Source organism: Terrabacter sp. NPDC080008 (assembly GCF_040702505.1).
Lineage (GTDB): Bacteria > Actinomycetota > Actinomycetes > Actinomycetales > Dermatophilaceae > Terrabacter.
The window spans coordinates 93,661-106,123 of the sequence record NZ_JBFBLC010000002.1; the positions used below are offsets into that span (position 1 = coordinate 93,661).

The 12,463-nt window shown below is 69.4% G+C and carries 10 protein-coding genes, 1 other RNA gene and 1 pseudogene; 7 read left to right on the top strand and 5 right to left on the bottom strand.

Translation table 11 applies throughout. The features are described 5' to 3' along the window. The first annotated feature begins 11 nt into the window (after positions 1-11). Together AB0316_RS06300 and rnpB are read left to right on the top strand one after the other, a co-directional pair. The gene (locus AB0316_RS06300) at positions 12-1,811 is read left to right on the top strand and encodes a SpoIIE family protein phosphatase (protein WP_366271467.1); all 1,800 of its coding nucleotides are present in this window, start codon (positions 12-14) and stop codon (positions 1,809-1,811) included. Positions 1,812-1,930: 119 nt separating this feature from the next. Continuing rightward, an RNA gene (gene rnpB, locus AB0316_RS06305) (RNase P RNA component class A) lies at positions 1,931-2,326 on the top strand. A 25-nt stretch (positions 2,327-2,351) separates the two neighbouring features. Here the strand turns inward: rnpB and AB0316_RS06310 are convergent. Beyond that, positions 2,352-2,567, bottom strand: a pseudogene (locus tag AB0316_RS06310) (site-specific integrase); the annotation flags it as partial. Between the two features lie 204 nt (positions 2,568-2,771). Between AB0316_RS06310 and AB0316_RS06315 the strand changes: the two are divergent. Both AB0316_RS06315 and AB0316_RS06320 read left to right on the top strand, forming a co-directional pair. Then, on the top strand, positions 2,772-2,966 hold the full coding sequence (locus AB0316_RS06315) for a hypothetical protein (RefSeq protein ID WP_366271470.1): 195 nt from the start codon (positions 2,772-2,774) through the stop codon (positions 2,964-2,966). Between the two features lie 259 nt (positions 2,967-3,225). Continuing rightward, the gene (locus AB0316_RS06320) at positions 3,226-4,407 is read left to right on the top strand and encodes an IS110 family transposase (protein ID WP_366271471.1); all 1,182 of its coding nucleotides are present in this window, start codon (positions 3,226-3,228) and stop codon (positions 4,405-4,407) included. 136 nt (positions 4,408-4,543) lie between these two features. Here the strand turns inward: AB0316_RS06320 and AB0316_RS06325 are convergent, their stop codons facing one another. Both AB0316_RS06325 and AB0316_RS06330 read right to left on the bottom strand, forming a co-directional pair. Further along, the gene (locus AB0316_RS06325) at positions 4,544-4,912 is read right to left on the bottom strand and encodes a hypothetical protein (RefSeq protein ID WP_366271474.1); all 369 of its coding nucleotides are present in this window, start codon (positions 4,910-4,912) and stop codon (positions 4,544-4,546) included. A 113-nt stretch (positions 4,913-5,025) separates the two neighbouring features. Beyond that, a complete protein-coding gene (locus tag AB0316_RS06330; RefSeq protein WP_366271475.1) occupies positions 5,026-6,150 on the bottom strand; it encodes a PP2C family protein-serine/threonine phosphatase in 1,125 nt (374 codons plus the stop codon). A gap of 1,293 nt (positions 6,151-7,443) precedes the next feature. On the opposite strand from AB0316_RS06330, the gene AB0316_RS06335 reads away from it, so the two are divergent. Then, positions 7,444-8,715 (top strand): hypothetical protein, encoded by a 1,272-nt coding sequence (locus AB0316_RS06335; protein WP_366271476.1) that lies wholly within the window; start codon positions 7,444-7,446, stop codon positions 8,713-8,715. Between the two features lie 367 nt (positions 8,716-9,082). Next, positions 9,083-9,652 (top strand): IS110 family transposase, encoded by a 570-nt coding sequence (locus AB0316_RS06340; protein ID WP_366271478.1) that lies wholly within the window; start codon positions 9,083-9,085, stop codon positions 9,650-9,652. Between the two features lie 280 nt (positions 9,653-9,932). Here AB0316_RS06340 and AB0316_RS06345 read toward each other — a convergent pair whose 3' ends face one another. Next, positions 9,933-10,817, bottom strand: coding sequence for a PAS domain S-box protein (locus AB0316_RS06345; RefSeq protein WP_366271479.1), 885 nt, complete (start codon positions 10,815-10,817; stop codon positions 9,933-9,935). A gap of 288 nt (positions 10,818-11,105) precedes the next feature. Between AB0316_RS06345 and AB0316_RS06350 the strand changes: the two genes are divergently transcribed. Then, positions 11,106-11,534 carry a hypothetical protein gene (locus tag AB0316_RS06350; protein WP_366271481.1) on the top strand — a complete coding sequence of 143 codons (429 nt, stop codon included), beginning with the start codon at positions 11,106-11,108 and terminating at the stop codon, positions 11,532-11,534. Between the two features lie 108 nt (positions 11,535-11,642). On the opposite strand, the gene AB0316_RS06355 is transcribed toward AB0316_RS06350, so the two are convergent. Then, complete coding sequence (locus tag AB0316_RS06355) at positions 11,643-12,461, bottom strand: ABC transporter permease (RefSeq protein ID WP_366271483.1); 819 nt, start codon at positions 12,459-12,461, stop codon at positions 11,643-11,645. Between the last annotated feature and the right edge of the window lie 2 nt (positions 12,462-12,463).

Here is a 12,463-nt window from a genome sequence, read left to right on the forward strand (position 1 = left end):
AAGATGTGGCCATGAACGTGCCGTGGCAGACGCCGGAAGCCGACCGCAGCGTCGTGTCGCCGCGCCTCGCGGCGCTCGCACGGATCGCCGCCCAGGTCGCGGCCGCCACGACCATGTCGGACCTCACCGAGACCATCACCCAGCGGGCGTCGACGGTCATGGGCGCCTCCCGCTCGGTGCTGGCCGTCCGCGACGGAGAGTCGCACCTGCGCACGATCGCAACGCACGGGATGAGTCCTGCGGACGCGCGTGACTGGGACGACCTGATCCTGTCCGAACGCTCGCCCCTGGCCGAGGCCGTGCGGACCAACCGGGTCGTGAGCATCCACAGCCGCGCCGACCTGCTGGCGCGTTACCCCGAGCTCGACGACGGCACGGAGCGCTCCTCCGTGACCTTCCCGCTCATCTCGCGTGCCAGCGGAGAGGCCGTCGGTGCGCTCGGCTTCCGCTTCGACGGTCGGGTCGGCCCGGTCGACCCGGACCTGCTCTGGGTGCTCGGGGTGCTGAGTGACGTCTGCGCGCAGACCATGCTGCGACTGCGCGCCGAGGAGGAGAGCCACGCACGAACGGCGCAGCTGCAGTTCCTCGCCGACGCCTCGCAGGCGCTCGCGACCTCGCTCGACTACCGCCAGACGTTGCGGCAGGTCGCCTCGCTGGCCGTTCCCGCCCACGCGGACTGGTGCTCGGTCCAGCTGGTCGACGACGGCGTGCTCCGTACGCTCGCGCTCGCTCACGTCGACCCGGCCAAGGTGCAGCTCGCCCGGGAGCTCGAGACCCGGTGGCCGCCCGACCCGGACCGTCCGGGTAGCGCGGCCGAGGTGGTGCGCACGGGCAAGAGCCTGCTCGTCGAGTCGATCACCGACGCGATGCTCGTAGCAGCGGCACACGATGAGGAGCACCTGCGGCTGGCCCGAGAGCTCGGCCTGTGCAGCGCCATGTCGGTTCCGCTCATCGCCAAGGACCGGGCGCTCGGCGTCCTGAGCTTCGTCTCGGCCGAGTCGGGTCGGCACTACACACCACAGGACGTGGCCTTCGCGGAGGACCTCGGCCGTCGCGCGGGCCTCGCGATCGACAACGCCGACCTCTACTCGCAGACCCGGCGCGTCGCAGCGGTGCTCCAGGCGACGTTGCTGCCGCAGGACCTGCCGGAGCTCGAGGGCTGGCAGGTCGGGACGGTCTACCGCCAGTCGGGGCGCACCGACGTCGGCGGCGACTACTACGACGTCACCGGCCTGCCCGGCGGCCGGGTCGTCGTCGTGCTCGGCGACGTGATGGGACGAGGGGTCGACGCGGCCGTCGCAGGCTCGTACATGCGGTCCGCCGCGAAGGTACTCGCGACCCAGGACCCCCAGCCCGAGGCGCTGGCCCGGGCGATGGACCGCTTCATGTCGGCCGATCCGCCGACCCAGATGGCCTCGAGCGTCTACCTGCTCTTCGACCCGGCCCACGACGACGTGTCGCTGGTGCGCGCCGGACACCCACCGCCGCTGCTGGTCCACGAGGGTCGTGCTCGCTTCCTCACCGAGTTGGGCTCGCCCGTGCACGGGCTCGGCGAGGTGCCACGCGACGCCGCCCACACGTCTTTCGGAGTGGGCGACGTGCTGCTCCTCTACACCGACGGGCTCGTCGAGCGGCGGGGCGAGAGCATCGAGACGGGTCTGTCCCGGCTCAAGGCGGCGTCCGAGGAGCTGCTGACCGGCCTCGACGACGACACCGACCTCGACGTGGTGCTCGAGACGCTCGCCGAAGTCGTGTCCGACCCGGACCGCCACGACGACGTGGCCGTGCTCGCCTTCCGTCGCATGGTCTGACTGCGCTCGGCCGGTCGGCCCGGGACCGCGGTCTGCTGGTCGTGGTCGGTGCCGGGCACATGAGGCCACGGGGACGCTGACGCGGCGGACGGCATAAGCCCTCTATGCTGGGCCACGGATGAGTCGGCCAGACGGTCGCGTCAGGGCCTCGGCCCTGCCGAGGAACGTCCGGGCTCCACAGGGCAGGGTGGTGGCCAACAGCCACCCGGGGTGACCCGCGGGACAGTGCCACAGAGAACAGACCGCCGGCCGCTTCGGCAGCCGGTAAGGGTGAAACGGTGGTGTAAGAGACCACCAGCGCTCCAGGTGACTGGAGCGGCTCGGTAAACCCCACCCGGGGCAAGTCCAGACAGCGCATGATCGACGCCCTCGGGCGTCGGGGAGGCCGGCCCGGTCGAGTGCGCGGGTAGGACGCTCGAGCCGGCCAGCAATGGCCGGTCTAGATGGATGGCCGTCACCGCCTCCCTGGCAACGGGGGAGCGGCACAGAACCCGGCGTATCGGCCGACTCATCCACTTTCAGGCCTCTGTGCCTCAGCTCGTGGAAGCGGATGGCCGGCACTCCGGCCTGTTTGAGGGCACGGTTCCACTCCGTCCAGAACGCCGACCGGCGCAGCGGGGCACCCACGTTGTTGGTGAAGACGAGCGTGCGCGAGGGGTAGCTCTGCAGGTGCGCCTCAAGAGCGTCCGCGACGACGCCCGGCAGCGGGACGACGCGGACGCTGGCCTGGGACTTGGGTGGTCCAGACGCAGAGATTTGGGCTGTGGCTACGACTCAGGATCTCGCTCGAGCGCGCCACCGGTGTGCGCTCCTTCACCATTCCGCCCTTGCGGCTCGCCACGGAGGCGGTGGTCACTTTCCTTCAACAAGAGGCGGGCTCCAGGCGGCCGGGCCGCCCTGTCATATGAGGCGATCGGGTGAACCGAAACCGGACGTCGGCAGGACCGCTCGGCGGCAGGAGTGGACGTTCCGTCCACGGTGGTGGACGGTGTGGCGCGGGAATCCGAAGCGTTTGCCGTGACCGAGCAAGACTTCCTACCAGGTGTCAGCGTCCACGAACTGAGGAACGAGCTACAGCCCGATCAGCACATCCACCTGGTGGATCTGCACAACCCTGGGCAGGAGCTCGGGATCAAGCTCATCCGACTGACCTGATTGCAAACACGGTCGACGCGCGCTCCGCGGCTACTTGTTTCATTGACGGTAGGACCGGTGTCTGCGCAGGCTCGGTTCAGGTGCCCGGCTGGTCGCTCTCATCAGCGGCTGTCCTTCCTTTGGGTCGTGACTCTCATTTGGCATGCGCCGGCTCGGGCACCGCAGGGCCGGAGGGGCTGAAGAAGGGAATGCGCTGCCGGAAGTAGCGGTGCCCTCCGCGCTCGACCAACTAGCTGGTCCGAGGTGAAGGGAGAGCGGGATGACCGTCGAGGAAGGTCCGGTCGTGATCGGCATGGACCCGCACAAGCGCAGCGTCACGATCGAGGTCATGGCGGCCGATGAGACCGTGCTCGGTGGCGGCCGGTACACCACCGACGTCGAGGGATTCGCCGCGATGCTCGCGCAGGTCCAGGCCTGGCCGGAGTGGACGTGGGCCGTGGAGGGCTGCAACGGGATCGGGCGACACGTCGCGAACCGGCTCATCGCCGCCGGCGAGCACGTCGTCGACGTCCCGCCGAAGCTGTCGGCTCGGGCGCGGGTGTTCGCGACCGGTCAGGGCCGCAAGACCGACGCCACCGACGCGCACTCGGTCGCGCTCGTCGGGACCCGGATGACCGGGCTGCGGCCGGTGGTCCGCGACACCCAGCGGGAGGTGCTGCGGATCCTGGTCGACCGCCGCCGAGCCATCGGCGAGGAACACACCTACAAGGTCAACCAGCTGCATGCCCTTGTGCTGGAACTGATTCCGGGCGGCGCCAAGCGCGACCTGTCCGCCGCCCAAGCCCGCCGCCTGCTCGCGTCGGTACGCCCACGGGACGTGGCCGGCAAGACCCGCAAACGCGTCGCGATGAAGCTCGTCGTCGACCTCGAGCGGATCTATGCCCGCAAGAAGGCCGCGAACAAAGAGCTGCTGACGCTGCTGGCCGAGGTCGACACCGCACTGCTGACCCTGCACGGCATCGGCCCCTCCGGGGCGGCACGGCTGCTGGCCGAGGTCGGCGACATCACCCGCTTCCCGGACCGGGCCCAGTTCGCGTCCTGGACCGGCACCGCCCCGATCGACGCCTCCTCCGGCGACAACGTACGCCACCGGCTGTCCCGCGGCGGGAACCGCAAGATCAACCGGGTGCTGCACATCATGGCCACCGTCCAGCTGCGCACCCGGACCACCGAGGGGCGGGCCTACTACGACCGGAAGGTCGCCACCGGCAAGGCCCCGAACGAGGCGATGCGCTGCCTCAAACGTCGTCTGTCCGACATCGTCTATCGGGCCCTGCTCGATGACCTGAGCCGGCACGCAGTGACGGGCCCGGGAGGACACCCGGGCAACGGCTCTGACTCCAGCGCGACCGGCTCACAGCCCGTGACCGGCTCTTCGGACAAGTCACTTCCCGGACCCGCCAACACCAAGCGTACGACCCCGCTGCACCAGGCCTCTTGACACAGAAGGGAGCCAAAGTCGGACGAGCGTAGCGTCGCCCCAGCGGCAGGGGCGAGGGAGCGGCCGCTCACTATCCACCGGACCTCGCGGTTGTGAGCGGAGCCGTAGGCAACGACGCCTCCGGGCTCAGAGGTTGTCAGAGGGCGCGTGCGACGTCGGCCAGCGCCCACGCGCTCGCGAGAAACGGGACCAGAACCGACAGGGTGAGGGTCAGCGTGTGGCGGGCCAGTGACGGGTGCTCTCGGGCGACCTGGCGACGCAGGTCCGGCCGACGCATCGCCCGGAGGCCGACCTGATGCTCGCCTCGCGCGCGTTGGCGTACAGCGGTGAGGCTGATGGTCACGCAGTTCAGGACGATGCCGGTCGCCATCACCGCCTCCCACCACCGCTGGTGGGCCCAGTAGTAGACGACAAAGGGAAGCAGGAGCGCAGCGATGAGGCAGAACTCCGCGATCGAGAAGATGAACCCGTTGAGCCGGTTGTGCTCCCGGATGATCGCGAGCATCGACTCGCCCTCGCTCTCGTCAGGTGGTCACGTCGCTGTGGTCAGTCTCCGTCTACCGGTTCGCTGACGAACCCCCTCAGTCCACCGGTCCTTGCCAACCGAGGTAGTCGACATCACCGGGCAGGCTCGTCGCCGGTGTGGACCAGCCCGGAATGAGTGGAACTGTTTGAGCCGGGCTCACACGCGCGTGCGCCGACCTGCTCGACCAGCACCAGAGCCATGTCGTCGGCCAGCCGACCGTCTGTATGGTTCCGCACCCGGGTCAGTAGGCGGTCCAGCGCCTCGTCGAGGCTGCCCTGCCGCAGCTGATCGACATAGGCGTCGAACGGGAAGAACGCTCCGTGGGCGTCGCGTGCCTCGATGAGTCCGTCGGTGAACAGGAGTACTCGTGCACCGACCGGAACCTGCACCGTCTCGGCATGCGGGCGAGGTCCAAGGCCCAACGGAGGCTGCGTGTCCGTGGGGCTGAGCTCCCGAGTCGTCGAGTCGTCGAGCAGCAGGATCGGTGCGCAGTGTCCGCAGTTGACGACCGTGGCGGTGCCGTCGTCATGAAACTCCACCAGCATCGCGGTCACGAAGTCCTCGTCGCCAGCGACCGCGCTCACCACCTTGTCCAGCTCGCCGGCGAGATTCTCCAGCGACTCCTGGCGCACTGCCGCGTGTCGAAACGCCCCCAGCACGGTGAAGGCCAGCTGGACGGCGTCCAATCCCTTTCCCCGCACGTCGCCGACGATCGCACGGACCCCGGCGGGTGTGTCGATGACCTCGTAGAGATCTCCGCCGACCAACGCCTCCCTGGTGGCCGACACATAACGCGACGCCAACCTCAGCGATCGGACCGAGGACGGCAACGCTCGGAGCAAGATGCGCTGGCTGGCCTCGGCGATCGCCGTCATCGCCTTCAACGCCTCTTCACGTCCGACGCGCACCCGCGCCAGGATCACGGCCATTACCCCGAATCCGGTGGTCAGGCCAAGGCGCACCCACCAGGCGGGCGAACCGATGTTGTGGTTCCACAGACCCGAGACGCCCGCGCAGACAACGGCCAGCGCAGCCACGAAGGCGGTGCGCGGCACCGTGGAGATGGCGGCCGCCACGAGACCCGCGATGGAAAAGCCGGTGGCGAGGATGACGCTCGGCGGCAGGAGCGAGTCGACGGTGACGAACCCAGCCAACAGCAGCAGGGGAAGCGCAAGATCCAGCCACCGCCACCACGGCTCTCGATCCCATCCCGCCATGCCACTGCCCTCCAGCAGGTCCCCAGCCAATGCCCGACGTAGCCACGGGCAGGGCGCTCCCACGTCACCGCGTCTGCCGTGGCCAGCGGTCTTCACCACCTCCCCTGCGGTGTCACGCACCACGCGTCATCGCCCAGCGATCGTCTCAGGCGCCCGCGACCATGTTCACCGAATCGCACGAGGACGCCTGAAGCCGTCAGGACCGGGCGTGAAGGGCCAGCAGCTCGTCGAACTGACCGCCTCGCATCCGGGCCAGCATCTCCGGCGCCCGGGCAGGTCAAGGGTGGCGGCGACTGACCGTCTCGCATCCGGGCCAGCATCTCCGGGGCGCGCCCGGGCAGGTCAAGGGTGGCGGCGACTGACCGTCTCGCATCCGGGCCAGCATCTCCGGGGCACGCCCGGGCAGGTCAAGGGTGGCGGCGAGCGGAACCTGGGGCGGCAGGTGCGGCGCCGTGACAGGCGTGCGGACGATCGAGCCAAGGCCGATGCCGGCGTTCCATAAAACCGCGAGCACCTCGTTCGGTTCGGCTGAGAGCCACCCGGGGACCGTCCCGTGGCCACCCGGACGCGCGGCGAGTCGCCGGCCCGCTGGCTACCGCAGCCGCTCAGGGGGCTTCCGTTGGTGCTGGGGGCGGGGTCGGATTGCAGGTACTGGTGGAAGAGCAGCAACCCCGAGTCAGGCTGCCGCTCTAGCGACAGGTACTGGTCCCCCATGAAGAATGCGGCGCGGAATGCTTGGTCGAGCGTCAGCGTCTCGGGAATCAGCTCGTCAGACACTGCGACCGTTTGGCACGCGACGGGACCCTATTGTCCCGTCATCGGCACGACCGCTCGGCGGCATGAGCGATAAACGGGCTCTGGGTCGGTGGCCTTGCTGTTCTCCACCTGGAGCGGCGATCAGTCGCCCGTCCGCGTCGGCGGGGCGGCCGGACGGACGTCCTCAAAGCACAGCCTCTGCCGGCGGCGGCGCGGCCGTGCGATGAGCGCGACGGCGGCGAGCCCGAGTAGGAACAGGAGGGGCGCGGCAAGCATGGCGATGAACAGGACGCCGTCGGCCGGGGTCAGCAGGCAAATGCGGCAGGACCGAAGGAGTGGTCGAACAACCGCACCACGTCCGACCGACACCTCGTGCTGTTCCGCCCACCGACGGCACGAGTCGCCGAACCTCGGCGGCCATCAACGACGGGGCAGGCGCCTACGTCACGGAGCCCGCTTTGCCCCTTTTCTCAGGGCGGCCTCAGTGTGGTCGTGAAGCCTCTGCGTCGACCGTCCGACGACTCATGAGGGACACCCATGTCTGACACGACCACTGCCTCGGTCGAGCGAACCCCGCGCCTTGTTGCGAGTGCGCCGATGCTCAACAAGGTGCCGGCCATCACGGCGACGTTCTGGCTCATCAAGATCCTCTCCACAACGATCGGGGAGACGTTCGCCGACTACCTGGCGGTGCAGGTCGGCTTGGGCACCGCGGTCACGGACGGCGCGATGATGACCTTGCTCGCGATCGCGCTCGTCGCCCAGCTGCGGGCCCGGCGGCTCATCCCATGGCTGTACTGGCTCACCGTCGTGCTCGTGAGCATCGTCGGCACGCAGATCACCGACTTCTGCACCGACACCCTCGGCGTCAGCCTCTACGTCAGCACCGCCGTGTTCACCGTCGTGCTCGCCGTGGTGTTCACGGTGTGGTGGCGCCAGGAGCGCACCCTGGCCATCACGGCCATCGACACCCCGCGCCGGGAGCGGTACTACTGGGGCGCGATCCTGACGACCTTCGCGCTGGGTACCGCCGGCGGTGACCTGGCCACCGAGGCGCTCTCGCTCGGGTTCCGCAACGGTGCCCTCATCTTCGGCGGCCTCATCCTCGCCGTCTGGGCCGCCCGACGCCTGGGCCTGAACGGCGTGCTCGCGTTCTGGATCGCCTACGTGCTGACCCGCCCACTCGGCGCCTCCCTGGGTGACCTGCTCACCCAGGACCGTTCCTTCGGCGGCCTCGGTCTCGGGGCGAGCCTGACCAGCCTCATCTTCCTGGCCGTCATCGTCGCGCTCGTGGCCCGAGAGCAGGTCAACGCCACCCGCCACGGCATCCGCGCCAAGGGCGAGGCGCCGGCAGTCGCCCCGCACCGCGACTACGCCTGGGCAGCCGCCGGGGCCGTCGCGGTGGTGGCCGCCGCCGTCGTACTGGCACCGGCACCCACTCCCGCGGTGGCCGTCCCGACCGCGACCGCCGGACAGGGAGAGGCGGCCCACGTCAAGCCCCTCGAGGTGGACGCCACTTCGCCGATCGGTGACCTGCGCCCGTTCGCCGTCATCGTCGACGACGTCACGGCCAAGACGCGGAAGGGCGACCTCGCCGCGGCGACCGCGCGCGTCAAGGACCTCGAGGTGGCCTGGGACAACGGGGAAGCCGCGATGAAACCGGCCTCACCGGATGACTGGCACACCATGGACTCCGCGATCGACGACGCCCTGACCGCCCTGCGAGCCGCCCCGCCGACCAAGGCCGCCAGCCTGTCGGCCCTGACCCACCTGCAGGCCACCATCAGCGCACTCGAGAAGAAGCAGTAGCGGCTGACAGGGCCGCCATGGAACGAGAAGTTCCTGGTGGCGTGACGATGCATGGACCCACCCGACCGGGGGTCCATGCATCGTCACTGTCCGTCCCGAGCAGAAGGTGCCGCCGTGCCGCTACCGACTCGCCGGGTCAGACAGGCAACCACCGTCACGCCAGGGACCGGCTATGGCCAGACGATGTCCGGAGTCGAGGCGTGCCACCCGCCGGCGGGCGAGCTCAGCCATTCGGCCTCCACGGCGCCCAGCGATCGCTCCGAGCTCGACGGTTCCGGGACGTGAGGGATGCTCAGTCCTCGCCGCCCGCAGTACTCGTCGCGAGTCGTCGTCAATCGCCTCGTCAGTCGTCGTCCTCGTCCTCGTGTTGGCCGGGCTGGCGCACCGGCCGGCGGTGTTCGAGCGGATCGAGTGGACCCTTGCTGACTGGGACGAGGCCCGATCCAAGCTCACGGACGTCGAGGCGCGAATGGTGTCCGTGCTCGACGAGCTCGACCTGACCGCGCTAGCGACCAGCATCGACGGGCTGTCGCCGGTCGGGGCTGCGGCGATCCTCGCCCAGACCGGCGACCTGACCCGGTTCACCTCCGCCCGGGCCGTCGTCAAGCACGCCGGCCTCGCACCGCGGAAACGTAAGTCCGGCACGTTCACCGGCAAAGCGCGGGTCACCCGCGCCGGCCGGCCGCAGCTGCGGGTCGCCGCATGGCGGGCGGTGTGGGGATGCCTGCAGACCAACCGGGTGTACGCCGCTCGCTACCGCCACCTGACCAGCCGGGAACACAACCGGCTCACCCCGACCCAAGCCCAGACCGCCGTCGCGGGCGCGATCCTGCGCCAGCTGTACGCCGTCGTCACCCGGCAACGGGCATCGGACCCGGTGATCGCCGCCCACGGCGCTACCGCGTGGAAGGAGGCCACGAGCACCTTTGCGGCATAACGACATCCATCATCAGGCCACCAGCACGAGGCACTAGTCAGCCATGAGCTGGGGCGGGGTGAGGGCCTGGGGCACCAACGGCAGCACACGCCGATCGGCCGGTGGCAATCCCCGGCGTATCGGCCGACTCATCCACTGAATGGAGCCGCGGTCGCTTACGAGAAGCTGGGAGAGGCGGCCCGAGCGGGGATGGCCGTCGAGTTCCTAGCGGAACCTGTCGTCGAGGCACCCGACCCGCCGGCCCAGGTGACCCGCGCTTTGACGGGTCAAGCACTAGCCACTACGACTTGAGGACGTCGCGGAGACATTCCATGGCTCGGTCCACAGCGTCGCGAGCGGCATGGATCCGGGCCACGCTCAAGGGTGTGGCGTGCGCCAGCGCGCGGTCGATCTCGAGCGCTGCGGCGAACAGGTCTTGGAGCACCTCGGAGTGGACGGCCTCCAGGATGCGCTCGCGCTCCTCGAGGCGGGCGAGGCGCTGGCTGTGCCGGATGTTGCAGACCTGAGCCTGCGGCCCGGGCTGGGTGTAGAGGTCGGTCGCGGCTATCTCCACCCAAGACCAGGCACCGTCGGTGCGGACCCGGAACTCACCCACCCGCTCGGCCCGGGGCGGGTCGGTGGCGAGCAGCGACTCGAAGGCTTGCTGGTCCTCGGGATGGATGCGGTCGGTGATGGGTGTGCCGACGACCTCCTCGATCGGCCAGCCGAAGAGGTTGCCGACCGCTGGGCTGGCGTAGTTGACCACGAGGTGCTCGTCGATCAGGACTGCGGCGTCGCTGGAGCGCTCCATCAGGTGCCGGACGGCGTCGCCCAGGTTGAGGGAGACGCCGACGATGCCGATCAGCTGGCCATCGCGGTACACCCCGCTGTCGGTGACCAGCGCGTGCAGCACCTGGCCGCTCCGGTTGCTAACCGGGAATCCGCCGGACCAGGACCGGCCTTCCCGCAGAGCAGTCATGATCTCTTCCGCGGCCTGCCGTGAGAGCTCGGGCACCGTCACCTCGGTGATGTCACGTCCAACGGCCTCCGCAGAGGGCCAGCCGTACAGCTGCTCGGCGGCGCCGTTCCAGAACAGCACCGTCCCCTGCGTGTCCGTGGCGATCACGGCGTGTCCGAGCGAGTGCAGCAACTCGTCGGCAGACGGACGGAGTGCCTCGGTGTCCATGAAGCCAGCCTGCACCCCTCAATTCGCGTGGTCGCGGGGCGAAAGTCCCGGACTGCAGGGAGGGCCCCCTTTTGGACTACCTCTCGACGCTCGTGGCGGAGGCTTGACGCTCCTCAAATGCTGGGGGCCGCGGCGCGCACGTCGGTGATGGCCAGGGCGGAGTCCCAGGCGAGGCAATCGGACGCTTCACCACGGGTCGGGGGCACCGATCAGGCGCTACGGGAGATGTAGACCCGAAGTACAGGGATGTGGTCCTCCCAGGAGCTGTCCCTCTCGTCCACCTCGCCAATGCGCATCGTGCTGCTCGTCGCGGTGATGGCGGTCGCGAGCTGGCTGGCGCAGCACAAGACCATCGAGGCGTACTCCACGCCGATCACTCCGCTGTACGTTGTCGCCCCCGAGAAGAGCGTCGATCAGCGAATCATCACGGTCGTCTTTCCCTGGCGTGAGTCCGGCTACTGCACAAGCCAGTTTCGCATCACTGCAACCGAATCACCCACGCGAGTGGTGGTGGACCAAGTGATGGCCCGCACCATCGGCACCGACGAGATTTGCGCCGGCGTGGGCACCGACGGTGTGACTGCGGGCGACACCCTGCAGCCCCAGGCTCCATTGGGCGACCGCATCGTCACCCGTGCACAGGGATGCAAACAGCTCGAAGTCCGGCAGCCTGCTGCCGGACTTGGCCCGACCACGCCGACAGGCTCCCGGTCGTGAGGGTTGCCAGGTGGATCGGCAGACTCATCCACTACTCGGCGTCTGATCTGGGGTACATCCGGCCATCCCACCGGTGCGCGGCGGCTCCGTGCGCTGATTGCGGTTGGGCTAGAGACGGCTCTCGGCCGCGTCAGCACCGCCCAGCCGTTGCGCCAGCCAGACCGGGATGATCGAGAGCACGATCAGCACGACGGCCACGACATTGACGACGGGGGCCTGGTTGGGGCGGAAGAGGTTGTTGAAGATCCAGATGGGCAGCGTCTGGCTCTCCGGCCCAGCGGTGAAGGTCGTCACGACGATCTCGTCGAAGCTGAGCGCGAAGGCGAGGAGCGCGCCGGCGAGCAGGCTCGATCGCAGCAGCGGGAGGGTGACCCGTCGGAACGTCGTCCACGGTCGCGCGCCGAGATCCGCCGACGCCTGCTCGAGAGAGCCGCCCAGGCGCCGCAGTCGCGCCGTGACGTTGTTGAAGACGATGACGATGCAGAACGTCGCGTGGCCCACGATGATCGTGAAGAGTCCGGCGCCGATGCCAAAGACCGGGGTCAGCACGTTCTGGATGACCGACTGCAACGCGATGCCCGTGACGATGCCCGGCAGCGCGATCGGCAGGACGACGAGGATCGAGACGGCGTGCCTGCCGAAGAAGTCGTATCGGCTCAGAGCCAGGCCGAGCAGCGTCCCCAGCACGAGGGCGATCGCCGTCGCGCCGAGCCCGGCCTGCACCGACGTCAGCAGCGCGTCACGGGGGCCCTGAGCCTGCAGAGCGGCTCGCCACCACTGGGTCGTCAGGCCCGGCGGTGGCCAGCCGAACGTCCTGTCGCTGTTGAACGAGTTCAGCGTCACCACGAGCAACGGCACGTAGACGACGACGAGCACGGCCGTCGCGAACGCCGTCAGGGCCACCTTCGAGCCGCGCCCGAGCCTCATCG

What these genes read in the sequence shown, in the direction of transcription:
- AB0316_RS06300 (WP_366271467.1), top strand. Translation starts at nt 12, where the DNA reads ATGAACGTGCCGTGGCAGACGCCGGAAGCCGACCGCAGCGTCGTGTCG.
- AB0316_RS06320 (WP_366271471.1), top strand. Translation starts at nt 3,226, where the DNA reads ATGACCGTCGAGGAAGGTCCGGTCGTGATCGGCATGGACCCGCACAAG.
- AB0316_RS06325 (WP_366271474.1), bottom strand. Translation starts at nt 4,912, where the DNA reads ATGCTCGCGATCATCCGGGAGCACAACCGGCTCAACGGGTTCATCTTC.
- AB0316_RS06330 (WP_366271475.1), bottom strand. Translation starts at nt 6,150, where the DNA reads ATGGCGGGATGGGATCGAGAGCCGTGGTGGCGGTGGCTGGATCTTGCG.
- AB0316_RS06335 (WP_366271476.1), top strand. Translation starts at nt 7,444, where the DNA reads ATGTCTGACACGACCACTGCCTCGGTCGAGCGAACCCCGCGCCTTGTT.
- AB0316_RS06345 (WP_366271479.1), bottom strand. Translation starts at nt 10,817, where the DNA reads ATGGACACCGAGGCACTCCGTCCGTCTGCCGACGAGTTGCTGCACTCG.
- AB0316_RS06350 (WP_366271481.1), top strand. Translation starts at nt 11,106, where the DNA reads ATGCGCATCGTGCTGCTCGTCGCGGTGATGGCGGTCGCGAGCTGGCTG.
- AB0316_RS06355 (WP_366271483.1), bottom strand. Translation starts at nt 12,461, where the DNA reads ATGAGGCTCGGGCGCGGCTCGAAGGTGGCCCTGACGGCGTTCGCGACG.